The organism is Arthrobacter sp. UC242_113, from assembly GCF_044054585.1.
Classification (GTDB): domain Bacteria; phylum Actinomycetota; class Actinomycetes; order Actinomycetales; family Micrococcaceae; genus Arthrobacter.
This window is the reverse complement of sequence record NZ_CP171968.1, coordinates 1,936,154-1,962,263: the sequence shown is the minus strand read 5'-3', so window position 1 is coordinate 1,962,263 and position 26,110 is coordinate 1,936,154. Positions and strand designations below refer to the sequence as shown.

Below are 26,110 nucleotides of genomic sequence, written 5' to 3'. Positions count from 1 at the left end.
GTTCCCAGCGCTGGAAACGCCCTGAACTGCTACTCAGACGGGGACCAGCCACGCGCCAGGAGCGCCAGGCGGACCTTGCGCACGGCCGCCCGTGCCTCGTTCTCCATGTGGTTCTTGCCGATCCGCACCAGGATCCAGTCCGCGGCGGCGAAATCCTCGTCGCGGCTTATATCCCTCAGCACCTGTGCCGGATCCGAATGCCCCTCGCCGTCATACTCCACGGCCACACGGAACTCCGGGTAGGCAAGATCGGGTTGGCGCACGACGCCGCCGGCCAGCGTTACCGGGACGTTGACGTCAGCATCCGGAAGGCCGCGGCGGTCCAGGGCAAGCCGGAGCCGTGTTTCGGGGGCAGAATCCGCGCCGAGGCGCGCCTGTTCCAGTGCCAGGCGGGCCTTCCGAATCCCGGGCGTTCCTTTGTGCCTGTCCAGCATGTCGGCGAGTTCGTCGCGGGTGGCATGTGCTGCGGACCTACCCTCGAACTCGGGGCGGGGACGGCGCAGGAGGTGGTCAGCCACCACCGTCAGCTCGTCGATACTCATCCGCCGTGCGATGTCCAGCCACGTCCGGGCCCTGCTGGTCACGAACACCCCGTAAAGTTCCACGATCTCGTCCGGAAAAAACTGCCCGCGGTGGCCCACCACGCCCCGGCGCCGGGCGATGGTCACCGCATCCGGACGGGAAATGTGGATGCCCGGCTGGTCAGCACCCGGAAGAAAGCCGGGGAACTCCCACAGCAAGAATGCCGTGGCGTGTGACGCCGCCGAAAGGCGGGTAACCAGCGTGTGAGGCCTGGCCAACTGTGCAAGCTGCACCAGGCACTCCAGGCTCGTGCCCTCGCCGGAAGGCACCCGTATCCCGCGGCTAGGAGTCACGAGACCGCCGGTCTTGAGTCGGTGCCGGGCAACCCCGGCGTCGAGTGCTTCATGCATGGTGAAGGGCACGGCCGAGAGATGTTCAGGCAAAGGGCTCGGATATTTCATGGCCCCATCGTTCCGCAATCTGAAGGCCGGAACTGGGTTATCCACAGGCTCAGCGGCTGTCACCCCATGTAGGTAGCCGTTCAGGGCGTTCCCAGCGCTGGGAACGCCCTGAACGGCTACTTAGTTGGGTGGGGAGGAGAAGTGGTGATGGCGCGGGGTTACTCCGGGGAGCCGGGGGCGGCGCGTCGTCCGCTGAGCTTGGGCACCATGCCGGTGGTCCAGTCAGCGAACTCTGCGTCGACGTCGTCATCTGCCGGGGAGAAACCGGGCCGCTGCTTGAGCTGGCGCAGGAGCTCCTTCTTTTCCTTGCGACCCTCCACCAGCCGGTACAGCACGGGGACGAGCACCAGCGTGAGCGCGGTGGAGGACACCAGGCCGCCGATCACCACGATGGCCAGCGGCTGCGAAATGAACCCGCCGCCGCCCGTCATGCCCAGGGCCATGGGGGTCAGCGCGAAAACCGTGGCCAGCGCGGTCATGAGGATGGGCCGGAGCCGCTGGCGGGCGCCGTGGGTGATGGCATCGGCAACACTCATCCCCGGATTGCCGCCACGCGGCTTCCGGTACTGGTTGATCAGGTCGATCAGCACAATGGCGTTGGTTACCACGATGCCCACGAGCATCAGCATGCCGATCAGCGACGGCAGGCCCAGCGGCACCTGCGTGACGAGGAGCAGGGCAACTGCTCCGGTGGCGGCGAATGGCACCGACACGAGGAGGATCAGCGGCTGCACCAGCGACTTGAATGTCGCCACCATAATCACGTAGACGATGGCGATGGCTGCCAGCAGTGCGAGGCCGAGCTGCCGGAAGGATTCTGCCTGCTGGGCGGTGGCGCCGCCGATCGCCGCGGTCACCCCGGCCGGCAGCTCCACGGCCTTGAGGCGCTGCTGCACCTCCGCGCTGACGGCACCCAGGTTGGATCCCGACGGCGTGACGGACACCTGCGCGGTCCGCTGGCCGTTGCTGGAGGTGATGGAGACGGGGACGTCAACCTGTTCGACGGCGGCAATCCGGCTGAGCGGGACCGCGCCGGAGGCGGTGGGGGAGCGGGATGTCGCGGACGGCGGCGATGCTGGTGAAGCGTTTTCCTTCGCCGATCTGGACAGGGAAGTCGTCCGTGTCGATGCGCACGGTGCCTGCGGGGACAGGGCTGATGGTGGAGGCGAGGACGCCCGCCACCTGCTCTTCGGTCAGGCCGGCGGCAACGGCCTTGGCCCGGTCAACCTTCACCTGCACCACGGGCTGGCTGGCGGCCAGGTTGGTGGTCACTTCGCTGCTTCCGGGAACTCCGGCCATGGCTTTGACCATGGCGTCGCTGGCCTTCCTCAGGTCTTCGGAGGTGGCCGCCTTCAGGGTGATGTCCACGGTGGAGGACGTTCCGAAGCCTCCCTGCTGGGAACCGACGGAGATCTTGCCGGCAGCACCTGCGGCCGCCAGTTCGCTGCGGACGGTGTCCTGCAGCTGGCCCTGGTTTGCTTTTTCTTCGGTGACCACGGTGAAAGAGGAGTTGGAGGCGCCCGAGGACGTCAGTGCGGTGAAGCCCGCCTGCGCGTTGCCGGAGGTCACCTGGGCGTCCCTGATGCCGTCGATGCCGAGGAGTACGTCCTCAACCTTCCGGGCCGCGGCGCTGGTGTCGTCAAGGCTCGTGCCGGCGGGCAGTTCCTGTTTGACCGTCATGCTGTTCTCGCCTGAGCGTCCCAGCAGGTCGGTGGCGAGCAGCGGCGTCATTGCAGCGGTCCCGCCGAGGACCAGGACCGCGGCGATGAGGGTGAGCACGGGGTGCTTCTGGGTTTTGTTCAGGACGGGAAGGTAGCCGCGCTGCAGGAGGCTGCGCTGCTCGGCCTCGTGTGCCTGCGACTGGACTTCCCGGGCGGAGCGAGGGGCCTCGCCGGCTCCGTTGGCGGGGCTCTTCAGGAACCAGTACGCGAGCACGGGAACGATGGTCAGGGACACCAGGAGCGAAGAGAGCAGCGCAATGGTGACCGTGAGTGCGAACGGCCGGAACAGTTCCCCCGTGAGTTCGCCGACGAAGGCGATCGGGAGGAAGACGGCCACTGTCGTCAGCGTGGAGGCGGTGATGGCGCCGGCCACCTCACGGATGGAGGTGAGGATCGCGGTGAGCTTGGCTTCGCCGTAGCTCAGGTGCCGCTTGATGTTCTCGATCACCACGATCGAGTCATCCACCACCCGGCCGATGGCGACGGTCAGCGCCCCAAGCGTGAGGATGTTCAGCGAATACCCCGTGCCGGACAGGCCGATGAAGGTGATCAGCAAAGACAGCGGAATGGAGACGGCGGTGACCAGGGTGGAGCGGACGGACATGAGGAAGAGGAGGATGACGGCCACCGCGAAACCGAGGCCCAGGAGGCCCTCGGTGGTGAGGTCCTTGATGGACTTCTCGATAAAGGGTGCCTGGTCGAAGACGGGGGTGAACTTGGCGTTCGAGCCAAGCTCAGCCTCGAGCTGTGGCAGCAGATCCTTCACCGCGTGCGAGATCGCCACGGTGTCGCCCTCGGGTTTCTTCGTCACGGAAATGGCCAGCGTTTCGAGGCCGTTCGTCCGGGTGATGGATGTGCGCGCGTCATCCTTGATGCTGACGTCAGCCACAGAACCGATGGTGGTGCCGGCCTGGGCCCCGCTGAGCGGCAGGGACTTCACCGCAGCAACCGAGTCGACCGGGCTGCCGATCTGCAGGGAGAGGCTTTGTCCCTTCTCCTCAACGGTGCCCGCCGGAACAAGATCGCCGTTGTTGGTCAGGGCATTCCGGATCGACTGGATGCTGGCACCGCCGGCGGCCATGCTGGCCGCGTTCGGCTGGATCAGGATGTGCCGGTCGGCCCCTCCCGTCACGTCGGCGCCACGGACGCCGTCGAGCTTCTGCAGCCTCGGTACCGACAGCCGCTGAAGGTCCGTGTTCAGCTCGCTCAGCGGCTTGTCCGAGGAGACAGCGAGGAAGACGATCGGGAAGTCGCTGATGCTGCCGGCAATGGCCTGGGGCTGGACGTCGTCCGGGAGCGTGCGCTTCGCGTTGGAAATCGCCCTGTCGATCTGGTTCCGGGCCCGGTCCAGGTTGGAACCGTAAGTGAACACCAGGCTGATCTGCGAGACGCCGTTGCGGGAGGTGGACGACGTCGACTCCAGGCCTTCGACGCCGTTCAGCGCCGTCTCCAGCGGACGGCTGACCTGCTTGTCCACCACCTCGGGCGACGCCCCGGGCATGGACGTGATCACCGTGATCCTCGGGAACTCAACCGAGGGAATGAGTTCCTGCTTCAGCGAGGACATGGTGATCACGCCGAACACCGAGGCGAAGATGGTGATCAGCGCGATGAGCGAGCGGTTCCCGAGGGATAGTTGGGCCAGCCGGAACATCGCATGATCTCCTGGGTCGACGGACTGTTTGCCTTCGGTGGTGCCTGCCGCAACCCGCGCCGGTCAGCGCCGGACGGTCACCGTTAGAGGGTTACCGCTGAACGGCGGGCGATGCTTCCAGCTGGAGGCTCTTGGCGGTGGCCTTCTCAAGCTCCGCCGCCAGCTCCGGGTTTTCGTTGAGCTTGACGCCGTAGCCCGGCATCATCTCCTTGAGTTTGGACTGCCAGCCCTTGAAGTTCTTGGGGAAGGACTTTTGCAGGAGCTCGATCATGATGGGCACGGCCGTGGAGGCTCCCGGTGAAGCGCCGAGCAGGGCTCCGACTGAACCGTCGCGGGCGGCGATCACCTCGGTGCCGAACTGCAGCACACCGCCCTTTTTCGGATCCTTCTTGATGATCTGCACGCGCTGGCCGGCGGTGATGAGTTCCCAGTCGCCGTCCTTGGCCTCGGGGTAGTACTCGCGCAGGGCCTCCACCTTGTCACCGTGGCGCTTGGCCACCTCCTTGACGAGGTAGGCGGTCAGGTCCATGTTGTCCTTTGCCACGGCGAGCATCGGGATGATGTTGCTCGGCCGGATGGACAGCGGGAGATCGAGGTAGCTGCCGTTCTTCAGAAAGTTCGTCGAGAAGCCGGCGTACGGGCCGAACAGGAGGGAGCGCTTGCCGTTGACGTAGCGCGTGTCCAGGTGCGGCACGGACATCGGCGGAGCGCCCACTGAAGCCTGGCCGTAGACCTTGGCGTTGTGCTGGGACGCGAGGGACGGGTCCGTGCAGCGGAAGAACTGGCCGGAGACCGGGAACCCGCCGAAACCCTTGCTTTCGGGGATGCCGGAAGCCTGCAGCAGGTGCAGCGCTCCGCCGCCCGCGCCGACGAAGACGAACTTGGCCCGGATGCTGCCGCGCTCACCGGAAGCCGGGTGCTTGAGCGAAAGGTCCCAGCCGCCGTCGGACGCCCTGCGGAGATCAGTGACGTCGTGGCCGTAATTGATCTCGACGCCGTTGTTGGCAAGGTATCCGGTCAGCTCGCGGGTCAGGGCACCGAAGTCCACGTCGGTGCCTTCGGCGGCGCGGGTGGCGGCAACGCGCTGCTTCGTGTCGCGGCCCTTGACGATCAGCGGCGCCCACTTGGCGATCTGCGCGAAGTCCTCGGAGTACTCCATGCTCCGGAACAGGGTGTGCTCCTTGAGCGCGTTGTACCGGGTCTTGAGGAAGGTGGAGTTGTCGTCGCCGATGACGAAACTCATGTGCGGAACCGTGTTGATGAAGCCCTTGGGCGAGCCGATCAGGGAGTTATCCACCAGGTGGGACCAGAACTGGCGGGAGAGCTGGTACTGCTCGTTGATGTGCAGTGCCTTGGCAGGATTGACCGAGCCGTCTTTGGCTGCGGGGGAGTAATTAAGCTCACACAGCGCGGCGTGCCCCGTGCCGGCGTTGTTCCACGGTCCTGAGCTCTCCAGGCCGGCCTCGTCGAGCCGCTCGAACAGCGAGACGGTCCAGTTGGGTTCGAGCTGCTTGATGAACGCACCCAGCGTGGCGCTCATGATGCCGCCGCCAATAAGGACGACGTCGGCGTGTTGGGTCTTGGAAATGAAGGTCACAATCAGTCTCCCGTAGGCGGCTCTGGCTGTCACAGAATATCCCTGTACCGCCTCTAACTGAAATTGCGCCCCGGCGTCAAGGCCTCAGCTGGACCTTCGTGAAAACTTCATTTAATACCGGCGAGGCGGGATAGCTGATCACCCGGTCGGACAGGGCCAGAGCGGAGATCGGGAAAGCGATGGGGACGGCGGGCAGGGACTCCGCGATCTGGGCGTTGATGGTCTGGTACTGCTGCGTGCGTTCCTGGCCGTCCGGGAGTCCTCGGGCGCGGTCGATCTTGGAGAATACCTGCGGGTCCTGGTAGCCGAACTCGCCGTTCTTCTCGCCGAAGAGCGGGGCCAGGAAGTTGTCAGCGTCGGAATAGGAGCCGTTCCAGCCGAGCAGATGCAGGGCATGGTCGCCGGGGTTCTGCACCTTCTGCAGGTAGCCGTCCGTCCAGTCCACGGGGACGGGCTGGATGTTCAGGCCCACCGCCGTGAGCTGCCGGCTGATCTCTGCATAGACCTTCTCCGGGGTGGGCAGGTACGGCCGTGTGGCGTTCATGGGGTAGTAGAACTTCAGGGCCTGGCCCTTGTAGCCGGCCTCTGCCAGGAGTTCCTTCGCCTTGCGGGGGTCATAGCCGAGGGCGGGGGCGTTGTTGTTGAACCCGCTCAGCTTGGGCGGAACGAACTGCGAGGCCTGGGCGGTGTTGTCGATGAAGAAGCGCCTGATCAGCGTGTCCTTGTCGATGGCCAGCTCGATGGCCTGGCGGACCTTGAGGTCCTTGAGTACCGGAATTGCCTGGTTCATGCCGAGGTACATCACCGAGAACGGGTCCCGCTGGATGATCTGCTTGCCGCGCTTGACCAGCTGGTCGAAATTTCCCACCGTCACCGAGTCATAGCCGTCGATCCTGCCGTCCAGCAGGGCCTGCAGCCGCGTCTGCGGGTGGTCGTAGGTGACGAATTTGAGGGTGGCGATCTGTCCCCGGGTGCCCCAGTACTCCTTGTTGTCCACGAGAGTGACTCCCGCGCTGTCCCAGGCGGAGAAGCGGAAGGGGCCGGTGCCCACGGGATGGGTGGCGTAAGCGGAAAGTGCCTGGCTGCCGCGCCGCAGGCTGGGCTGATCGGCCTTCCCGGCGGCGAGTGCCTTGGGGGAGGAGATGGCAAACGCGGGAAGCGTCAGTGCCTGCAGGAAGCCCGTGAAGCGTTCCGTGAGGCTGATCCGCACCCGCAGCGCCGACAGGGCGGTGCAGGATTTGAAGACGGACAGCTCCGGATGGTCGGCGTGCTCCTTGAAGACTCCCTTGAAGGTGGTTCCCGGAGCCTGCTTCCGAAGCGCCTCGGAAAAGTTGAACCAGCGGTCAAAGTTCGTGCAGACGGCGTCGGCGTTGAAAGGGGAACCGTCGTGGAACCTGACTCCTGGGCGCAGGGTGAACGTATAGGCCAGGCCGTCCGACGATTCCGTCCACTGCGTTGCCAGCAGTGGCGTGGGCTCGCCCGTTGTCTGGTCGACGCCCACCAGCCCTTCCAGGATCTGCCGGGTGACCCGCTGCGACTCGACGTCGTTGGCCAGGGCGGGGTCAAGGCCCAGAGGCTGCGAGGCCGTCCCAAACGTGAAGGTTTCCGAAGGGACAACGGCTGCCGTTGTGGTGCTTGCCGCAACGGACGACGGCGTGGGCTGGGCTTCGCTCGTGCAGGAAGTGAGCGACAGGCCCAGAAGGACGGCGCCGGTCTTGAGGGCCGTACGGCGCGGGATACTGCTGCTGGGCACTCGATTACCACCTCTGGACTGCTGGGGTGCGCGTGGGCGGCTGTTGCCCGCCACCCAGTCTAATTGACGGATCGCGGACCCCTGGCTTATGCGTGAGCCAGGACACGCCGGGCGCCGGCACGGCAAAAGACCGCGGTCCGCACTGTCGGGTGCGGACCGCGGCCTCTTCCCAGGACGACTCCCGGATCAGGCCCCGCGCCTACTTAGGCATCAGCACCGAGTCCACGAGGTAAACGGTGGCATTCGCCGTCTGGACGCCGCCGCAGATCACGTTGGCGCCGTCCACCTTGAGGGCATCCTTGGTCCCGGTCACGGTTACCGATCCGCCCTGCACGGTCTTGTGCGTGCCCGCGATCTTGTCCGGGGTGACCTGGCCGGGGACCACGTGGTAGGTGAGGATCTTGCTCAGGAGGGCGTCGTCCTTCTTGAGGGTCTCGATCGTAGCGGCGTCGACCTTGGCGAAAGCGTCGTCAACAGGCGCGAACACCGTGAACTCGCTGCCGTTCAGGGTATCGACGAGGTTGACCTTGGGGTTCAGTTTGCCGGAGACAGCGGCCGTCAGGGTCTTCAGCAACGGGTTGTTTGAGGCTGCGACGGCCACGGGATCCAGGGCCATGCCTGCGACGGAACCCTTGCCGCTGGGGACCTGCTTGGCGTAGCCGGCACAACCCGGACCGGCGAGGTTGGCCGCTGGGTCCATGGCCGCCGTCGAGGTCTCTGACGGTGACGGCGCCATGCTGGAGGCAGACGGCTCGGCGGCCGCCGACGAGCTGCTGGTCGTGCCGGCGGAGCCGCCGCATGCGGTGAGGCTGAGCAGGGCTGCGGCTGCAATGCCTGCGACGGTGAAGGTTGAGCGCTTGAAAGACTGCATTTCGATTCTCCTTAGTTGTGCCGACGAACGGGATCGGAGGGGCTGGGAGCCCTCCGTGATCCTTTTCCGACTGTGGGGCACCGGCCTGAAGTTCCAGGCTTTTGGGCGGTGTCTCACTGGGTATTCGCCGGGCTGGCAGCAGCGGATGGGTGAACCGCGAAAAATTTTCCGCCGGCCTCGCGGGCGGCCCGTTAAACGAAGAAATCCCGGGCCGTAACCCGGGATTTCCTGCTCTTTACTTTTGTGCGCAAGGGGGGACTTGAACCCCCACGCCCGAAGGCACAGGAACCTAAATCCTGCGTGTCTGCCAATTTCACCACTCGCGCCCGGCTCCGCCCGCTGCCCTGCCTGCTGTCACCAGCAGGAAGACGTACGACGGCGGATGCCAGCCTCAATTGTACCGTCACCTGTGCGGTCCCGGCGGCAGGCGCCGCTTTCGCTGGACGGTGTTGTCCGGCGCGGGGCCGGTCTTGTCCGGCCGGGCCGGGTTTGTTAGGGGCGGGGTTAGCCAACCTCTTCGAGCTTGAGGTCCTTGCGCAGCTTGGCGACGTGCCCGGTGGCCCGGACGTTGTACTGGGCCACGGCAACTTTGCCGTCCTCGTCCACCACCACGGTGGAACGGATGAGGCCCTCGTAGGTCCGGCCGTAGTTCTTCTTCTCGCCCCACGCGGCGTATGCCTCGGCTACGGCATGGTCTTCGTCCGACAGGAGGGGAAAGGTCAGGCCCTCCGCGTCGGCAAAGCTGGCCAGCTTGCCTACCGGGTCGGGCGAGATCCCCAGCACTTCGTAGCCGGCGGCCTGAAGGGATGCCAGGCTGTCCCGGAAGTCGCAGGCCTGCTTGGTGCACCCGGGCGTGGCGGCGGCCGGGTAGAAATAAACTATGGTGTTCCGGCCGCGGAAGTCGCTGAGGCTGACGTCTGCTCCCGTTGCATCCTTCAGGGTGAAGCCGGGGGCGGTGTCGCCCGGCGTAAGTTTTTCAGCCAACGTTCTCTCCTTGTTTTCGTGCAGGACATTCCAGCTTAGTGAGGCGTCGTGCCGGGTACTAATCAAGCTTAGTTATACTTGGTGGTATGCCTGATATGGATCGCTGGCCCACAGGGCGCCTCTTGTCCACGGCGGCCCGCCTCGTAGAGCACTCCTGGAACGAAAAGCTGGGTGCCATTGGCCTGACCCATGCCGGCGTCATCGCCATCGAGGTGCTCTACAACAGCGGTCCCATGACGCAGGCGCAGCTTGCCCAGCTTGTCCGGGTGCAGGCCCAGACCATGGGCAAGACGCTGAGCCGCCTCGAGTCGCACGGGCACATCGTGCGGCAGCGCAGCACGTCGGACCGGCGCAGCCACGTCGTTTCGCTCACGGAGCGCGGCACCGAAGCCGTCATGGCTGCAGCAGACATGGAGCGGTCGGTCCTGGCCGCGGCATCCATCGACCCGGACCGGCTCCGCCAGGAACTCCAGGCCGTAGTCCGGGAGCTGGCCAAGCGCTTCGCATCGCCTGAGACCAACGCCATTGTGGCCGGAGCTGACGCCGGGCTGGCCGTCGAGGCAAATTCCTAGCCCGAGGCAAATCCCTGCACCGGCGGCTACCCGACGGCGCCGGGAGCCGCCGTGGTCCTGCGCGCAACCAGGTGCGGGGTCCTGATTACATGCCCGGGCGGCTGCGTTCCCTCAATCCGGGCCACAGCGAGGTCCACTGCTGCAGCTGCAAGTAGCGGAGCGTCCTGGCTGATCGAGGACAGCTGCACATAGCTAAGCCGTGCGAACTGGCTGTCGTCGTAGCCCAGCACTGACACATCTGCCGGGACCTTCAGGCCCTGCGCCCGGAGACTCTCAATGAGTCCCAGGGCTGACCTGTCGTTGAAGGCGATGACAGCCGTCGGCATGTCCGGGCCGAGGGAATTACCGGCAGTCATCCCGTCTTCCTCCATCGCGCCGCCGGCAATGATGGCCGGCTCCAGGCCGCGGCGTTCCATCTCCACCCGGAAGGCAGACCGGCGCGGTTCGGCGGAGACAGCGGTGCCGCCGTCGACATGGACGATCCGCCGGTGCCCCAGGGACACGAGGTGTTCCACCGCCATCCGGATGCCTTCGTAATCGTCACTGCTCACGGAGTCGGTGAGTTCGCCGACGTCGTTGCGGAGCAGGCTCACCACCGGCACCTGGCCGGAGTACCGGGCCAGTTCGTCGCTGCTGAGCGTGGGCGAGATCAGGATCAGCGCCTCGGACCCGAAATCCAGCAGGGCCTCAATGGTCCGGGCCTCCGGCCTGCCGCTGGTGACGCCGCCCAGTGCGAGTTCGTAACCCTTGGCGCCGGCCTCGGCGTACGCGGCGTCCACAATTTCGGCGTGGAAGGCGTGGCCCGTGGAGAAGCTGAGGCCCAGGAGCTTGGTCCGGGTGCTCCGCAGCAGCCGGGCACGGCTGTCGGGCCGGTAGCCGAGCTCGCGTGCGGCGTCCAGCACTTTCTGCCGTGTGGCTTCGGCCGCGCCGGGGGCGCCGCGCATCACGATGGAAACGAGGGCCCGCGATACGCCGGCCGCCTGGGCTACGTCCACGAGGGTGGGGCGCCGTTGCTGTTCAGACATGTGCCTCCTTGCTGCCAGCAGTCTATAGAACGATCTAGACAGATGGCCAAAAGCTGTGCCACCATCGTGTCACTAGAACGATCTAGATGCCCCGAGAAGAGGATTGCAACATGACCTATGTCCAGCAACCGGCCGGCGACAACCGCCCCGTACGTCTCGGCCTGATTGGAGCCGGCTGGATCGGCGCCTTCCACGCGGAGTCTGTGGCCCGCCGGATTCCCAATGCACGGCTGGATGCCATCGCTGACCCCGCGCTTCCCGCCGCAGAGGCGCTGGCAGGCAAGCTCGGGGTTGCCAGAATCACCGCAGATCCCGCGGATGTGATCGGCGACCCGGACATTGACGCGGTCCTGGTGGCGTCGCCGGCAAGGTTCCATTCAGGTCTCATCGCAGCTGCTGCCCGGGCCGGGAAAGACGTGTTCTGCGAAAAGCCGGGCGGCCGCACTGTCGAAGAACTGGATGAGGCGCTGGCCGCCGCGGACGCCGCCGGGGTTAACGTCCAGTTCGGCTTCAACCGGCGCTTCGCGGCGGACTTCGCCGCCGCCCGGAGACTCATCGACGACGGCGCGGTGGGCACCCCGCAGCTGCTGCGGTCACTCACCCGGGACCCGGGCACCGCGGCCGGAATCCCGTCCCCGGATCGGATCGCGCCCGGAACGATCTTCCTGGAGACACTGATCCATGACTTCGACACCCTGAACTGGCTGAACCCGGGAGCGGTTCCGGTGAAGGTGCATGCAGTGGCTGACGCCCTGGTGGCGCCGGAGGCGAAAGCCGGAGGCCTGCTGGACACGGCGGTGGTCACGGTGACCTACAGCAACGGGGCCATCGCGGTGGCCGAAGCCAACTTCAACGCCCTGTATGGCTATGACGTGAGGGGCGAGGTGTTCGGATCGGCCGGCATGGTCGCCGTCGGCGGGCCGCAGGCATCCAGTGCCGTGAGCTACACCGCCGGGGGCATTGCCTCGGACACCGTGCGGTTGAACATCGACCTCTTCCACGACGCCTACACCGCTGAACTTTCCCGCTTCGTCGAGGGGGTTGCGGCCCGCCGGGCCGGAAGGGCAGCGGGCGGAGCGGCTGTTCCGGGCGGCGTCGATGCGCGCAACGCGCTCGCCGTGGCACTGGCGGCGATCCGGTCGCACGAGACCGGCCTCCCGGTGGACGTTTCGGCTGTGGCGCACCTGCAGGCGGCCGAGCCCGAGCTGCAGCTCACGGGACTGCATGTCACGGGTTCGGGCGCATGAGCTTCCGGCTGGCAGCCTGCGCCGAGATGATCTACGGCGAGTTGCCCCTCGTCGAGCGGGTACAGCGCATTCATGGGCAGGGGTTCGAGGTGGAACTCTGGGACACGCGGAACCGGGACATTTCAGCACTGGCCGCGACGGGCGCCCGTTTCTCCTCCATGAGCGGCTACTTCGGCGGCAGCCTGATTGACCCGGACAGCGCGGACCGCGTGGTTGAATCGGCGGAGAAACTCATTCCGACTGCGTTGGAGCTGGGTGTCGAGCGCATGGTGGTGCATCCGGCGGAACTTGGGGACGGCGGGGCTGCCGTGCGGCCCCTTTACCGCTCCACCGGCCAGATGTGGCTGACCGGCCTCCGCACCCTGGAGCGGCTGGGCCGGATGGGTGAGCGGCATGGTGTGGTCTTTGCGCTTGAGAACCTCAACACGGTCCTGGACCACCCGGGCATACCGTTGGCGCGGGCCAAGGACACCCTGGCCCTGGTATCCGCGGCCGACCACCCGCATGTGAGGATGATGCTGGATCTCTACCACGCCCAGATCGGCGAAGGAAACCTGATTGAACTTGTCCGCGGGGCGCAGCCGTGGATAGGGGAAATTCAGGTGGCCGACGTCCCGGGCCGCTTCGAGCCCGGAACGGGGGAGGTCAATTACGGTGCCGTCGCCAAGGCGCTCGCCGGCGTGGGCTACTCGGGCGTCATTGGCCTTGAGGCGGGTGCGTCGGGCGGAGCGGGAGTCGCCGCGGGGGACAGGGCCCTATCGGCGTTCCGGCGCGCCTTCACGGCCGATTAGCGCATCAGGAAAACTAATATCGTCCTAATGTTAGGACAAAGATTGACAACTGTGACCCGAGTCACGATGATCAGAGATATCAACATTCCGGCCGGTGCGGCGTGGCACGGCCGGAACCCGAATCAAAGGAGATTTTCGGTGAAGAAATTTTCATGGCGGAGGGCGGCGCTGGTAGCCGCCATCGTGCCGATGATGGCGCTCAGCGCCTGTTCGTCCAGCGGTGGCAGGGCTCCTGAGAATGCGAATGCCGGGGCCGGCGGCCAGGCTGCGTCGACGCCACGCATCAAGGTCGCGCTCATCACGCATGCCGCTCCCGGAGACACCTTCTGGGATATTGTCCGCAAGGGAGCTGAAGAAGCCGCCGCAAAGGACAATGTTGAGCTGCTGTACACCTCGGACCCCGAAGGCGGCCGTCAGGCCCAGCTGATCCAGCAGGCCGTGGACCAGAAGGTGGATGGCATCGCCGTGACCCTGGCCAAGCCGGACGCCCTGAAGGACGCCCTGAAGAAGGCCACCGACGCCGGCATCCCCGTGGTGAGCCTCAACGCCGGTGAATCTGTCTTCGCCCAACTGGGCGCGTTCACGCACTTCGGCTCAAATGAGAAACTCGCGGGTGAGGCAGTGGGCGACAAGCTCAACTCCCTCGGACTCAAGCACCCTGTCTGCGTCATCCAGGAGCAGGGCCACGTCGGCCTCGAAGCCCGCTGTGCGGGTGTGAAGTCGAAGGTTCCGGCCACCGAGATCCTGTACGTCCAAGGCACGGACATGACCCAGGTGTCCTCCACCGTGACCGCCAAACTGCAGGCCACCGCCGATGCCGATGTCATCATCGGGCTGGGTGCGCCCTACACGCTGACCATCCTCAAGGCGGTGACCACTGCCGGCAGCAAAGCCAAGGTGGCCTCCTTCGACATGAACGCCGAGCTCGCCCAGAAGATCGCCGACGGCGCCGTGGAATTCACCGTTGACCAGCAGCCCTGGCTGCAGGGCTACGGCTCGGTGGATGCGCTGTGGCAGGCCAAGCGCGGCGGCTTCAAGCTCGGCGGCGGCCAGCCCGTCCTGACCGGCCCCACCATCGTGGACAAGGCCGGCGCAGCCAACGCCCTCACCTTCGCCCAGCAGGGCATCCGCTAGCAGTCCGCCAGCCCGGTCCGGCGGAAACGCCGGACCGGGCAGCAAGGAGCATTCCAATGACCATGACCCAGACCATTTCCAAACCGGCGGTGACCGACGAACGTGTCGGCAGGCGCAATCCTTTGCAGAAGCTGCTTGGCCGTCCCGAGGTGGGCGCCCTGGTGGGAGCGATCGTCCTTTTCATATTCTTTGCTGCGGTGTCCCAGACCTTTACCCAGCCGAACGCGTTCGCCACCGTGCTCTACGGTTCCTCGACCATCGGCATCATGGCGGTGGGGGTATCGCTGCTCATGATTGGCGGAGAGTTCGACCTGTCCGCCGGCGTCGCAGTCATCAGCTCCGCGCTCACGGCGTCGATGTTCAGCTGGTACTTCAGCATGAACGTCTGGGTCGGCGTGCTCCTGGCGCTTGTGGTGTCGCTGAGCATCGGCTTCATCAACGGCTGGATCCTCATGAAGACCAAGCTCCCCAGCTTCATCGTCACCCTCGCCACGTTCCTGATGTTGACCGGCCTGAACCTAGGCCTGACACGCATGATCGGCGGCGGCGTCTCATCACCGTCCATCTCCAACATGGACGGCTATGAGTCCGCGCAGGCCATCTTCTCCTCGTCCGTGAACATCGGCGGCGTGGACGTGAAGAACACCGTCTTCATCTGGATCGCCCTGGTTGCCATCGCCTCCTGGGTGCTGCTTCGCACGAAGGTGGGCAACTGGATCTTCGCCGTCGGCGGCGACGCCAACGCCGCCCGTGCCGTGGGCGTTCCCGTCAAGGCGACCAAGATCGGCCTCTTCATGGCCGTGGGCTTCTGCGGCTGGATTCTCGGCATGCACAACCTGTTCGCGTTCGACGCCGTGCAGTCCGGCGAGGGCGTGGGCAACGAATTCCTGTACATCATCGCCGCCGTGATCGGGGGGTGCCTGCTGACCGGAGGCTACGGGTCCGCAGTGGGCGGCGCGATCGGCGCCTTCATCTTCGGCATGGCCAACAAGGGCATCGTGTACGCGCAGTGGAACCCGGACTGGTTCAAGTTCTTCCTGGGCCTGATGCTGCTCCTGGCCACCATCGTGAACCTGATCGTCAAGCGCCGCGCAGACTCAAGTAAGGGCTGAACACCATGGACGCCAAACAAATCGACCAGCAGGAACTCCTCCGGGACGAGAAGGACCCGCTGACCCACACCCCGGTGCACCTGCTCTCGCTGGACAGCGTGGGCAAGCACTACGGCAACATCGTTGCCCTCACGGACGTCACGATGGCCGTGGACAACGGCCGTGTGACCTGCGTGCTCGGGGACAACGGCGCGGGCAAGTCCACGCTGATCAAGATCATCGCCGGCCTGCACCAGCACGACGAAGGCGTCCTCCACATCATGGGCGAGGAGCGGAAGTTCGATTCGCCCCGTGACGCCCTGGATGCCGGCATCGCCACCGTCTACCAGGACCTCGCCGTCGTTCCCCTGATGCCCATCTGGCGGAACTTCTTCCTCGGCTCCGAGCTGACCACGGGGTTCGGTCCCTTCAAGCGCCTGGACGTCCAGGCCATGAAGGACATCACAAAGCAGGAACTGGCGGACATGGGCATCGACCTGCGCGATGTCGAGCAGCCCATCGGCCAACTCTCCGGCGGTGAACGCCAGTGTGTCGCGATCGCCCGCGCCGTGTACTTCGGTGCGAAGGTCCTGATCCTGGACGAGCCAACGGCCGCCTTGGGCGTGAAGCAGTCCGGCGTCGTGCTGCGCTACATCCTGCAGGCCCGCGACCGCGGACTGGGCGTCATCTTCATCACCCACAACCCCCACCATGCCTTCCCGGTCGGGGACCGGTTCCTGCTCCTCAAGCGCGGCAGATCAATTGGTTACTACGACAAGAAGGACATCACCCTCGACGAACTCACCGCCCAGATGGCCGGCGGCGCAGAACTCGCCGAACTCGCCCACGAACTCGAACAGCTCGGCGGCCACGGGGACGTCGTCAAGCAGGTCCAGGCCGAGGTCGCCGGCGTGACTGACTCCACGGCCGACACCGGCCGGGCATCCGGGTAGGGGAGCCGTGACAAGGAGCAGCATGAAAGAAGTAACTCTTGGACTTGTGGGCGTCGGCCGGATCGGCGCCATGCACGCCCGGAACATCGCTGGCCTGAACGGGCTGTTGGGACCGCAGGGCACCACGGTGAACCTCAAGCTGACCGACGTTGCCGAAGAGCACGCCCGCTCCCTGGCCGGCGGAATCGGCGCCGGGTTCCTGCCGTCCGTTGAAGCCCTGCTTGACTCGGGCGTCGACGGACTGGTCATCGCCACCGGAACGGCCACGCATCCGGACCTGATCAGGGCCGGAGTGGACGCGGGAATCCCGGTGTTCTGCGAAAAGCCCGTGGCCGTGAACGTCGAGGAATCACTGCCTGTGCTCGACCACATCCGGACCACGGGCGGCACTGTGCAGATCGGCCACCAGCGCCGGTTCGATCCGGGCTACCTGGAGGCCAAGCGCGCCTTCGACGCCGGTGAGCTGGGATGGCTCCACACGGTCAGGGCGGTCACCTGCGACATGACGCCGCCGCCGGTGGAGTTCCTCGCGACGTCCGGCGGCCTCTTCCGCGATTGCTCGGTCCACGACTTTGATATTCTCCGGTGGCTCACCGGCAAGGAAATCGTGGAGGTTTTCGCCAAGGGGTCCAACAACGGTGACCCCGCAATCGGTGCTGTAGGCGACGTCGATACCGCGCTGGCTGTGGTGACGTTCGACGACGGCAGCGTGGGAACGGTCTCGGCCACCCGCTATAACGGGGCGGGCCACGATGTCCGCCTGGAACTCCAGGGATCCGCTGGGTCCGTCATGGTGGGGATGGACGAGCAGATGGCGATGTCTTCTGCCGAGCCCGGGGTCGGATTCCCGGCGGGCCCGCCGCACATGACGTTCGCCGAGCGGTTCCACACGGCATACCGTGCCGAGATGGCGGCCTTCGTGGAAGTAGTGCTGGGGCAGCGGCAGAACCCGTGCACGCCGGAGGACGCCGTCGCAGCGTCCATGGTGGCGGACGCCGCCCAGGCATCGCTGCAGTCCGGGGCGCCGGTGCGGGTGGCGCTCCAGGCGGCGGGCTGACACAGCGCGAACGTACAGTTGTGGCCCCAATTCCGGACGGAAAAGGGGCCACAACTGTACGTTCGCGCCGGGAGGCGCCCAATCAGTACTGTATCGTTTCGGTCCTGCCGGTGCGCAGGGACAGCGTTGCCGCTTCGGCAATGGCCTGGGCCTTCAAACCATCCTCGAGTGACGGCGTGACGGCCGACCCGCCGTCGCCCGCTTTGCCGTTCTCCAGCGCAGCCACAAAGTGGGCCAGGCCGGCGGCGTAGGTTGGCTGGACCCGTTCAAACCAGCCGGGATGCATGCCGTCGTCCACCACCTTCCCTGAGTAGTAGCGGGACACAGCCCCGGCACGGTGGCGGCCGGCCTCGGCCATGCCCTCAGAGCCCATGATTTCGATCCGCTCGTCATACCCGTAACCGGTGCGGCGCGCGCAGTCGATCTGGACCAGGGCGCCGCCGGGAAGCCGGAGTGACACCACGGACGTATCCACATCGCCGTACTCGGCCAGCCGCGGCTCTGCCAGGGCTGACCCGGTGGCGAAGACCTCAACCGGGTCGGTTCCCGTCAGCCAGCGGACCAGGTCGAAGAAGTGAACGGTCTGGTCGCGCATCTGGCCGCCCGACGTGGCGATGTAGGAGAGCGGCGGCATGGCCGGACCACGGCTGGTGAGCTGGATGAGCTCTACATCTCCGATTTCCCCGGCGCCGACAATCCTTTTGAGCTCGGCGTAGTCACGGTCGAAGCGCCGGTTGAAGTCCACCATGACCGGCACCGCGTGCCTGGCGGCGAAGGCTGCAGTCTCCCGGGCCTGCCCGAGGTCCAGGTCGATCGGCTTTTCGCACAGTACTGCTACGCCGGCTTCGGCGGCACGGCGCAGGTGTGCGGCGTGGGTGTCGGTGGAGGAGGCGATGAACACCGCGTCGATGGACGCGGACTCGAACACCTCCTCCAGGTCCGCGGCAGCGCGGGCGCCGTGCTTCACGGCCAGGGCCTTCGCCCGGTCCTGGTCGACATCCAAGACAAGGCGGAAGTCAACGTCCGGGTGGGCTGCGAGGTTGGCGGCGTGAACGGAGCCAATGAAGCCTGCCCCGAGGAGTGCGAAGCGCTGCATGGTCAGACCCCCACCTTCTCCGCGGCACCTGCGGGGAATACCCAGGCGGCATCCTGGGCATTTGAAGCTGCCACGGCCTCGACGAACCGGACACCAACAAGGCCGTCGTAACCCGTGGGGAAGGACAGCTCCCGGGCCTCCGGCAGGGTGCCGTCCCGGCGTGCGCGCAGTTCGTCGGCCAGATCGTGGTAGAAGTTGGCAAATGCTTCAAGGAATCCCTCGGGATGGCCCAGCCCAACCCTGGTGAGCCGCGAGGCGTCCTCCGACAGGGTGCTCAGCCCTTCCGTCAGCACCGTGGTGGTCCCGTCGAGGTCCTGGACCGTCAGATGATGCGGGTCCTCGTGCTGCCACTCGAGGTTTCCCTTCGTGCCGAAGACCCGGATGCGCAGGCCGTGGTTGTGGCCGGCGGCGGCCATGCTGGCCCATAACCGGCCCGGAACCGCACCGGTGAGCTGCAGTTCGACGGTGGCGTGATCGAAGACCCGCCTGCCCGGAACCAGGGTCTTCAGCCGTCCGGACACCCTCTCGGCCTCGAGCCCGGTGATGTAGCGAAGCAGGTGGAAGCCATGCGTGCCGAGGTCGCCAACCACGCTGGGGAAGCCGGCGACGTCCGGGTCGGTCCGCCATGTGGCCTGCTTGTGCCCGCCTTGTTCCAGGGGAGTGGCCGCCCAGCCCGAGGCGTGCTCCACGTCCGCGAACGTGACGCTTCCCAGTTGGCCGTCGCGCACCATCCGGGCCGCGTGGCGCACCATGGCGTAGGCCGAGTAGCAGTGCGGAACCGCGAGGACGGCGCCATTGTCAGCGGCGGTCCGCACCAGTTCCGCGGCGGTCACTGAGTCGCGGGTCAGCGGCTTTTCGCACACCACCGAGATGCCGGCCTCGAGAAAGGTGCGGGCGATCTCGAAGTGGCTGTCGTTCGGCGTCGCAACAACCACCACATCGACGCCGTCCTTCCGGCCCGCTTCCTTTTCCGCCATCTCGCGGTATCCGGCGTAGTGCCGGTCTTCCGGGATGCCGAGTTGGGACGCCATCGCAGCGGAGCGGGCACGATTGCGGCCGAAGACGCCGGCCTGCAGGCCGTATTCGCCGTCCAGGCGCATCGCGCGGCGGTGCGTCTTGCCGATGTCTGCCCCTGCACCGCCGCCAACCATTCCGGCCACAAGCTGCCGTGCGTGCGGTTCACTCATAAGGATCCTCTTTGACTCTTTGGAATTTTCTTGGACCGGTCCATAATCAGTGTGATAGGTGCGGTTCGTCAACCCTTAGGCTGGTACCGGAGTGGCAGCACCCGGCAGCCATGACCCGAAGAGGAGCACCGTGAGCCCATCGTTCCCCAACAGCGGTCAGCCCGCGGCGAAGCCCACGATCCGTGACGTGGCAGACCGCGCCGGGGTGTCCAAGTCACTCGTCTCGCTGGTTCTGCAGGGTTCCGGGAACGTCAGTGATGCCCGACGGCGGGCGGTGCTGGATGCGATGGACGAACTGGGCTACCGGCCCAACAAGCTCGCCCGCGGGCTCTCGATGCCGCGCACCGGGACCGTTGGCGTTCTGCTCAACGATCTCAGGAACCCCTGGTTCATTGAGCTCCTGGAAGGTCTTTCCGCCTCCCTGCACGCCGCCGGCGTTTCGCCCGTCCTCGCGGATTCCTACACGGACCGCAGGATCGGCCGACCCTCCGTCGAGGCGTTGCTGGAGCAGCGGATTGACGGCCTGGTGGTGGTGGGAACCACAACGGAGTCCGCCGCCATCAGGGCTGCCTCCGCCGTGGTTCCCGTGGTGCTGGCGGGCACGCTTGATCCGGAGCTGCCGGGCGTCGATGTGGTGGTTAACGACGACGCCGCGGGTGCGCGGAAGGCCACCGAGCATCTCATTGCGCTTGGGCACGAGCGCATCGCCCATCTCCAGGGCCCCGATGAGATTGGACGCCTGCGGCGGTCGGGTTACGAGCAGGCGATGCGGGCGGCCGGCCTGCAACCGCGAACGGTGGCGGGCGGCATGAGTGAGGAAAGCGGCTACGCTGCGGCCCGGACCCTGCTGGCGGCCGGCACCCCGCCGACGGCGATTTTCGCGTTCAACGACATCGCCTGCATTGGCGTGCTGTCCGCGGCAGCGGACGCGGGCGTGACGGTTCCGGGGAATATTTCCCTGGTCGGCTACGACAACACGTATCTGGCGCGCATCCGCCACCTGTCCCTGACCTCTGTGGACAACGGCAATCTCGCGGTGGGGGTCCAGGCCGGCAAGTTCATTTTGGAGCGGCTGGGCAATCCGGAGCTGCCGGGCCGGAGGCATCTGGTCAGCAGCGAGCTGCAGGTCAGGGGATCGTCGGGCAGCGCGCCGGACTAGGGTTCCTTCACGGGCGCGCCGGGGCAGGCTGAGGCCAGGCCGAAAGAACGAGAAAGCCCCGCCTTCAGGCTTGTGACCTTGAAGGCGGGGCTTCAGTGGTGCACCCCCCGGGACTTGAACCCGGAACCCATTGATTAAGAGTCAATTGCTCTGCCAATTGAGCTAGAGGTGCATCTGCTGTTTCGTTCATCCGTGGGCTTTAGGTTCCCTCGTTGACTCCGCAACGACATGAAACTCTACACGATGTTTTGACTTCGACGCGCATGGCTTCGACGTGCCTGGCTTCGACGTGCCTGGCTTCGACGTGCCTGGCGCGCAGCCGGCATCACGCGCATTCCGGCAACGACAAAGCCCCGCCTTCAGGCTTGTGGCCTTGAAGGCGGGGCTTCAGTGGTGCACCCCCCGGGACTTGAACCCGGAACCCATTGATTAAGAGTCAATTGCTCTGCCAATTGAGCTAGAGGTGCATCTGCTGTTTCGTTCATCCGGGGGCGTTTTATTTCCCTCGTTGACCTCCGCAACGACATGAAACTCTACACGAACTTTTGGCCGGTGTGAAATCGGGGTGGGCGGGAGGTGCCACTTAGCGTGGAATCCGCAAAATTAGCGCGAAATCAGGGTTTTGGTTGTTGCTGAGAGCCCATAGATCCCCGTTTGGGGCCAGCGAAACGTTCCTGATCCGCCCGAACTGTCCCGTGAAATAGCCCACAGGATTGCCGGCGTTTTCGCCGTCGAGCGGGACAGCCCAGAGGCGCTGGCCCCTCAGCGCGCCAAGGTAGGCCGTGCTGCCGACAATCTCGAGTCCGCTGGGCGAGGAGTCTGCAGTGGACGGCCAGACAATCTTGGCGTCGATGAATCCGTCGCGGTGGGGTGCTCCCGTGACTTCCGGCCAGCCGTAGTTTCCGCCGGGCTGGATCAGGTTCAGTTCGTCATTGACGTCGGGTCCGAACTCGCTGGCCCAGAGCCGGCCCTGGCTGTCCCACGCCAGGCCCTGCACGTTCCGGTGGCCAAGGCTGTAGACGGGATTGTTCGGGAAGGGATTGCCGGGCGCGGGGGCGCCGTCCTTGGTGAGCCGCAGGATCTTGCCGCCCAGGGCATTCCGGTCCTGCGGCTGTTCCCGGCGCTGCGAGTCTCCCGTGCCGACGTAGAGGAACCCGTCCGGGCCGAAGCGGATCCTGCCGCCGTTGTGGGTGGAGGCCTTGGACATGCCGGAGAAGATTACCTCCGGCTCACCCAGGCGGAAGTCCGCACCGCCAGCTCCCCCGCTGCCTTCCAGGCGCATGCGGGCAATCCGGTTGTCATCGGCCGCGGTGAAGTAGGCATAGAGATAGCGGTCTGAGGCAAAGCCGGGCGACAGTGCGAGGCCCAGTAATCCGCCCTCACCGCCGGGAACGACGCCGGGGACGGCCCCGATGGTGCTGACCTTGCCGTCCCGGACCGACCTGAGCAGGGCGGAATCGCGTTCGGAGATGACAGCCGTGCCGTCCGGCAGGAAGACCGTGGACCAGGGAATCTGCAGTCCCTCGATCCTGCTCCGCACTTCCGGCGCCCGCAGCGGTGTGGGAGCCGCGCTGGAAGTAGCCGGTCCACTAGTACCCGAGCTACGCGTTGCCGGTGTGCCGGAGCCGGGAGTGGGTGTCGCGGTGGCCCTGTTGGCCGTGGCGCCGGTGCTGCCCGGTGCCGGCACACCTCCGTCGCCGGTGCAGCCGGACAGGGATAGCGCCAGGGCCAGGGACAACGAGAGGGCGGCATGCGCCCGCGCTGTCACGGCCGGGGGCATGGCGGCGGCCTTTGCGGTTTTCCCGGGGTGTTCGCGTGTCATCCGCCTACTCCGTCCGCAATTTGCCGCCGCCGCGTGGCGTTAGCGCCGGGACCGCCGCGGCGCCCGGAACCCGGCAGCCTCGGCGTGTGCCGGGGACTCGAACCAGACTTCCGCCCGGGCGTCCTCGTAGCCGGCATTGTCTTCGTCGTAATAGGTCATGGCGCTGACGTCGCCCTTGACGGTGTATCCGTCCGGGGCGCTGCCGTCTGCTGTGGGCGCGGCCGATCCCTCGCCATACGGCTGGTCCCCTGCGGCGGGTGCAGCCACGTCGGCGACCCGTTCACGATGGATGGGCTGCTCGCCGAAACCACGTTCGGCGCCGAAGCCCTGTTCCAGATGATGCGGCTGGGGTTCGCGGTGATGCGGCTGGGCCTCGTGGCTGGCCCCGGCTTCCGTTGCGGCGGAGGACTGGATCCGCTGCCGGGTTTCGGCCTCAGCGTCCATCGATTCGGCTGCCGCGGATTCCGCGCCTGGCAGGGTAGGAGCGTGCGGGTCCGTGTACTCCGCGTGATGCGTGGGGGCGGCCGGCTCTTGCGCTGCGGGCTGGGTGGAACTGCCTGCCGCGGCACTGCCTGCTTCTGCGCTGCCTGCCTCGGCACTGCCGGCGTCCGACCACTGGGCATCCCATTCGGCTTTATCTTGGTCGTCGTCCCAGTCATCAACATCGCCTCCGGCGGGCCGTGCGGAGGAGGGGCGGGCGGTGGCGGCTTCCCAGGATTCGATGTCCGGTTCCACGTCCTCGGGGTCCGGGCGTGTGGACGCCGGGGCTGGCCGGCCTACGAGCGGCGCGGCTTCCGCAGCCGCCGGCCCTGCGTCTGGCCCTGCGTCTGGCCCTGCGTCTGGCCCTGCGTCTGGCTCCGCGTCTGGCTCCGCCAGGCGGCCTGTTTCCGGCACGGTCCGGGTGGCGGCTGACGGAGGTCCCGCCGCCGCCGCGGCAGAAACCGCCGACGGCGTCTCTTGCGTTCCGGTTGACGCTCCGGGAGCGGCTCCGGCACGGGGCGCCGTCTGTTCGGTCCGTGCCGCGTCGGCTGCCGTTCCCCGCGAGTTCCGGTTCAGCAGCCACCAGACGATGGCAATGATCAAAACAATGACAATGACCCAGATAATCCACTCCATAGCAAAACCTTTCATTCGTCACACGAGGTTGCCGTTGCTTGACGGTACGTCGCTGTCAATAGGGCTGTCTAGGCTTGTCAATGCCGGTGGGGGAGCGGGCACGCGCTCCCTCCGTCTCAAAATGTGAGACGGGAGTCCACCATTTGATCGAAATTTTCTGCGAATTCAGGCAAACCAGCCTCTTCCGGTCGTTGGCGGCCTTTCGGGAGTCATAGACTTTGACCCATGAGTGAGGACACCCAGATCGCAACCGATAACAAGCCTGACATCAAGCCCCGGAGCCGGATTGTCACCGACGGCATTCACGCAGCTCCGGCCCGTGGAATGTTCCGGGCCGTAGGCATGGGCGATGACGACTTCGCCAAACCCCAGATCGGCGTCGCGAGCTCCTGGAATGAAATCACTCCCTGCAACCTGTCCCTGAACCGGCTGGCCCAGGGCGCCAAGGAAGGCGTCCACGCAGGCGGCGGCTTCCCGATGCAGTTCGGCACCATCTCCGTGTCCGACGGCATCTCCATGGGCCACGAGGGTATGCACTTCTCCCTGGTTTCCCGCGAAGTCATCGCCGACTCCGTGGAGACCGTCATGCAGGCAGAGCGCATCGACGGCTCCGTGCTGCTGGCCGGCTGCGACAAGTCGCTTCCGGGCATGCTCATGGCCGCTGCGCGCCTGGACCTCGCCAGCGTATTCCTCTACGCCGGCTCCATCATGCCGGGCTGGGTCAAGCTGGAGGACGGCTCCGAAAAGGAAGTCACCCTGATCGACGCCTTCGAAGCCGTCGGCGCCTGCGCCGCGGGCAAGATGAGCATGGAAGACCTCACCCGCATCGAGAAGGCCATCTGCCCCGGCGAAGGCGCCTGTGGCGGCATGTACACCGCGAACACCATGGCCTGCATCGGCGAGGCCCTGGGCATGTCCCTGCCTGGCTCGGCCGCCCCGCCCTCGGCAGACCGCCGTCGCGACGAATTCGCCCGCAAGTCCGGCGAAGCTGTCGTCAACCTACTCCGCCACGGCATCACGGCCCGCGACATCATGACCAAGAAGGCCTTCGAAAACGCCATCGCGGTCACCATGGCCTTCGGCGGGTCCACCAACGCCGTCCTGCACCTGCTGGCGATCGCCCGCGAGGCAGAGGTCGAACTGACACTGGACGACTTCAACCGCATCGGCGACAAGATCCCGCACCTGGGTGACCTGAAGCCGTTCGGCCGCTACGTCATGACCGACGTCGACAAGATCGGCGGCGTGCCGGTCATCATGAAGGCACTGCTCGACGCCGGCCTGCTGCATGGCGACTGCCTCACCGTCACGGGCAAGACCGTCGCGGAAAACCTCGACGCCATCAACCCGCCGGACGTCGACGGCAAGATCCTGCGCGCGCTGGACAACCCGATCCACAAGACCGGCGGAATCACCATCCTGCACGGCTCCATGGCTCCGGAAGGTGCCGTCGTGAAGAGCGCCGGCTTCGACGCCGACGTCTTCGAGGGCACTGCCCGCGTCTTTGAACGCGAGCAGGGCGCCCTGGACGCGCTGGACAACGGCGCCATTCACAAGGGCGACGTCGTGGTGATCCGCTACGAGGGCCCCAAGGGCGGTCCGGGCATGCGCGAGATGCTCGCCATCACCGGCGCCATCAAGGGTGCCGGCCTAGGCAAGGATGTCCTGCTGCTCACAGACGGCCGCTTCTCCGGCGGCACCACTGGCCTGTGCATCGGCCACGTCGCCCCCGAGGCGGTCGACGGCGGCCCCATCGCCTTCGTCAAGGACGGCGACCGGATCCGCGTGGACATCGCCGCCCGCAGCTTCGACCTGCTCGTTGACGAAGCAGAACTCGAATCCCGCAAGGAAGGCTGGGCGCCGCTGCCGGCCAGGTACACCAAGGGTGTGCTGGCCAAGTACGCCAAGCTGGTGCACAGCGCCTCCACCGGCGCCTACTGCGGGTGATGCCTTCCCGTTGCCTGAGGCGCTGAGCGCCTCAGGCAACGGGACCCTCGGCATCACCCCTTATTAAGCCCTGCCGCCCCTAGTGGGCGGGTGCAGTTCGATCCCCTAGGGAAGGATCAATTCGTGGACAATGCTGTCCACATGGTGAGATGGCGTGCCGCTTCGTTGACACGCTATCCACCAGAGGGAAAACTGAACGCATGATCTTCGTTACCGTCGGCACCGTCGTCGTACTTACCAAGCGCGTGGCTCCATAGCCCGACTGGTAACGAACTGTCACGCGCAACCCCTCGAAAAGCCACCAGGCTGAGGGGTTTTTTTATTTTCCGGGCGGGACGGAACGTTCAGTT

19 protein-coding genes, 3 tRNA genes and 1 pseudogene are annotated in these 26,110 nt (G+C 66.1%); 9 read left to right on the top strand and 14 right to left on the bottom strand.

What is annotated here, in order from left to right:
- Nucleotides 1-29 precede the first annotated feature (29 nt).
- The 7 genes and pseudogenes from ACHMXB_RS08815 to bcp all read right to left on the bottom strand — a co-directional run bounded on the left by ACHMXB_RS08815 (nucleotide 30) and on the right by bcp (nucleotide 9,563).
- Nucleotides 30-983, bottom strand: a complete 954-nt coding sequence (locus ACHMXB_RS08815) for a hypothetical protein (protein WP_395404521.1) — start codon at nucleotides 981-983, stop codon at nucleotides 30-32.
- Between the two features lie 158 nt (nucleotides 984-1,141).
- Nucleotides 1,142-4,358 (bottom strand): annotated as a pseudogene (locus ACHMXB_RS08810) (efflux RND transporter permease subunit).
- A gap of 91 nt (nucleotides 4,359-4,449) precedes the next feature.
- A complete protein-coding gene (locus ACHMXB_RS08805; RefSeq protein ID WP_395405199.1) occupies nucleotides 4,450-5,955 on the bottom strand; it encodes a malate:quinone oxidoreductase in 1,506 nt (501 codons plus the stop codon).
- 76 nt (nucleotides 5,956-6,031) lie between these two features.
- Complete coding sequence (locus tag ACHMXB_RS08800) at nucleotides 6,032-7,708, bottom strand: ABC transporter substrate-binding protein (protein ID WP_395404519.1); 1,677 nt, start codon at nucleotides 7,706-7,708, stop codon at nucleotides 6,032-6,034.
- Between the two features lie 199 nt (nucleotides 7,709-7,907).
- Nucleotides 7,908-8,579, bottom strand: coding sequence for a fasciclin domain-containing protein (locus ACHMXB_RS08795; protein WP_395404517.1), 672 nt, complete (start codon nucleotides 8,577-8,579; stop codon nucleotides 7,908-7,910).
- Nucleotides 8,580-8,823: 244 nt separating this feature from the next.
- A tRNA-Leu gene (locus ACHMXB_RS08790) sits at nucleotides 8,824-8,905 on the bottom strand.
- Nucleotides 8,906-9,083: 178 nt separating this feature from the next.
- Entirely contained in the window at nucleotides 9,084-9,563 is a 480-nt protein-coding gene (bcp, locus tag ACHMXB_RS08785) for a thioredoxin-dependent thiol peroxidase (RefSeq protein ID WP_395404515.1), read from the bottom strand.
- Nucleotides 9,564-9,658: 95 nt separating this feature from the next.
- Here bcp and ACHMXB_RS08780 point away from each other — a divergent pair, with 95 nt between their 5' ends.
- Nucleotides 9,659-10,135, top strand: a complete 477-nt coding sequence (locus ACHMXB_RS08780; RefSeq protein WP_395405197.1) for a MarR family winged helix-turn-helix transcriptional regulator — start codon at nucleotides 9,659-9,661, stop codon at nucleotides 10,133-10,135.
- A 26-nt stretch (nucleotides 10,136-10,161) separates the two neighbouring features.
- On the opposite strand, the gene ACHMXB_RS08775 is transcribed toward ACHMXB_RS08780, so the two are convergent.
- Nucleotides 10,162-11,160, bottom strand: coding sequence for a LacI family DNA-binding transcriptional regulator (locus tag ACHMXB_RS08775; protein ID WP_395404513.1), 999 nt, complete (start codon nucleotides 11,158-11,160; stop codon nucleotides 10,162-10,164).
- 110 nt (nucleotides 11,161-11,270) lie between these two features.
- Between ACHMXB_RS08775 and ACHMXB_RS08770 the strand changes: the two genes are divergently transcribed.
- From ACHMXB_RS08770 to ACHMXB_RS08745, 6 genes are all read left to right on the top strand, one after another.
- On the top strand, nucleotides 11,271-12,407 hold the full coding sequence (locus ACHMXB_RS08770) for a Gfo/Idh/MocA family oxidoreductase (protein WP_395404511.1): 1,137 nt from the start codon (nucleotides 11,271-11,273) through the stop codon (nucleotides 12,405-12,407).
- Nucleotides 12,404-13,198 carry a TIM barrel protein gene (locus tag ACHMXB_RS08765; RefSeq protein WP_395404509.1) on the top strand — a complete coding sequence of 265 codons (795 nt, stop codon included), beginning with the start codon at nucleotides 12,404-12,406 and terminating at the stop codon, nucleotides 13,196-13,198. Before ACHMXB_RS08770 ends, ACHMXB_RS08765 begins: the two co-directional genes overlap by 4 nt.
- A 138-nt stretch (nucleotides 13,199-13,336) precedes the next feature.
- Complete coding sequence (locus ACHMXB_RS08760) at nucleotides 13,337-14,332, top strand: substrate-binding domain-containing protein (RefSeq protein WP_395404507.1); 996 nt, start codon at nucleotides 13,337-13,339, stop codon at nucleotides 14,330-14,332.
- A gap of 56 nt (nucleotides 14,333-14,388) precedes the next feature.
- Nucleotides 14,389-15,444 carry an ABC transporter permease gene (locus ACHMXB_RS08755; protein ID WP_395404505.1) on the top strand — a complete coding sequence of 352 codons (1,056 nt, stop codon included), beginning with the start codon at nucleotides 14,389-14,391 and terminating at the stop codon, nucleotides 15,442-15,444.
- Between the two features lie 5 nt (nucleotides 15,445-15,449).
- Nucleotides 15,450-16,376 (top strand): ATP-binding cassette domain-containing protein, encoded by a 927-nt coding sequence (locus ACHMXB_RS08750; protein ID WP_395404503.1) that lies wholly within the window; start codon nucleotides 15,450-15,452, stop codon nucleotides 16,374-16,376.
- A 22-nt stretch (nucleotides 16,377-16,398) separates the two neighbouring features.
- On the top strand, nucleotides 16,399-17,433 hold the full coding sequence (locus tag ACHMXB_RS08745) for a Gfo/Idh/MocA family oxidoreductase (protein WP_395404501.1): 1,035 nt from the start codon (nucleotides 16,399-16,401) through the stop codon (nucleotides 17,431-17,433).
- Between the two features lie 82 nt (nucleotides 17,434-17,515).
- Here the strand turns inward: ACHMXB_RS08745 and ACHMXB_RS08740 are convergent, their stop codons facing one another.
- Nucleotides 17,516-18,529 carry a Gfo/Idh/MocA family oxidoreductase gene (locus ACHMXB_RS08740; RefSeq protein ID WP_395404499.1) on the bottom strand — a complete coding sequence of 338 codons (1,014 nt, stop codon included), beginning with the start codon at nucleotides 18,527-18,529 and terminating at the stop codon, nucleotides 17,516-17,518.
- 2 nt (nucleotides 18,530-18,531) lie between these two features.
- Nucleotides 18,532-19,716 carry a Gfo/Idh/MocA family protein gene (locus ACHMXB_RS08735; protein WP_395404497.1) on the bottom strand — a complete coding sequence of 395 codons (1,185 nt, stop codon included), beginning with the start codon at nucleotides 19,714-19,716 and terminating at the stop codon, nucleotides 18,532-18,534.
- Nucleotides 19,717-19,846: 130 nt separating this feature from the next.
- Between ACHMXB_RS08735 and ACHMXB_RS08730 the strand changes: the two genes are divergently transcribed.
- Nucleotides 19,847-20,875: a LacI family DNA-binding transcriptional regulator gene (locus tag ACHMXB_RS08730; RefSeq protein ID WP_395404495.1), complete on the top strand. Its 1,029-nt coding sequence runs from the start codon at nucleotides 19,847-19,849 to the stop codon at nucleotides 20,873-20,875.
- A 96-nt stretch (nucleotides 20,876-20,971) separates the two neighbouring features.
- Here ACHMXB_RS08730 and ACHMXB_RS08725 read toward each other — a convergent pair.
- The 4 genes from ACHMXB_RS08725 to ACHMXB_RS08710 all read right to left on the bottom strand — a co-directional run bounded on the left by ACHMXB_RS08725 (nucleotide 20,972) and on the right by ACHMXB_RS08710 (nucleotide 23,813).
- Nucleotides 20,972-21,047 (bottom strand) — tRNA-Lys (locus ACHMXB_RS08725).
- A 219-nt stretch (nucleotides 21,048-21,266) separates the two neighbouring features.
- Nucleotides 21,267-21,342, bottom strand: a tRNA-Lys gene (locus ACHMXB_RS08720).
- Between the two features lie 116 nt (nucleotides 21,343-21,458).
- Entirely contained in the window at nucleotides 21,459-22,655 is a 1,197-nt protein-coding gene (locus ACHMXB_RS08715; protein ID WP_395405195.1) for a PQQ-dependent sugar dehydrogenase, read from the bottom strand.
- Between the two features lie 81 nt (nucleotides 22,656-22,736).
- A complete protein-coding gene (locus tag ACHMXB_RS08710) occupies nucleotides 22,737-23,813 on the bottom strand; it encodes a hypothetical protein (RefSeq protein WP_395404493.1) in 1,077 nt (358 codons plus the stop codon).
- A gap of 225 nt (nucleotides 23,814-24,038) precedes the next feature.
- Here ACHMXB_RS08710 and ilvD point away from each other — a divergent pair, with 225 nt between their 5' ends.
- The gene (ilvD, locus tag ACHMXB_RS08705) at nucleotides 24,039-25,760 is read left to right on the top strand and encodes a dihydroxy-acid dehydratase (protein ID WP_395404491.1); all 1,722 of its coding nucleotides are present in this window, start codon (nucleotides 24,039-24,041) and stop codon (nucleotides 25,758-25,760) included.
- Nucleotides 25,761-26,110: the final 350 nt, after the last annotated feature.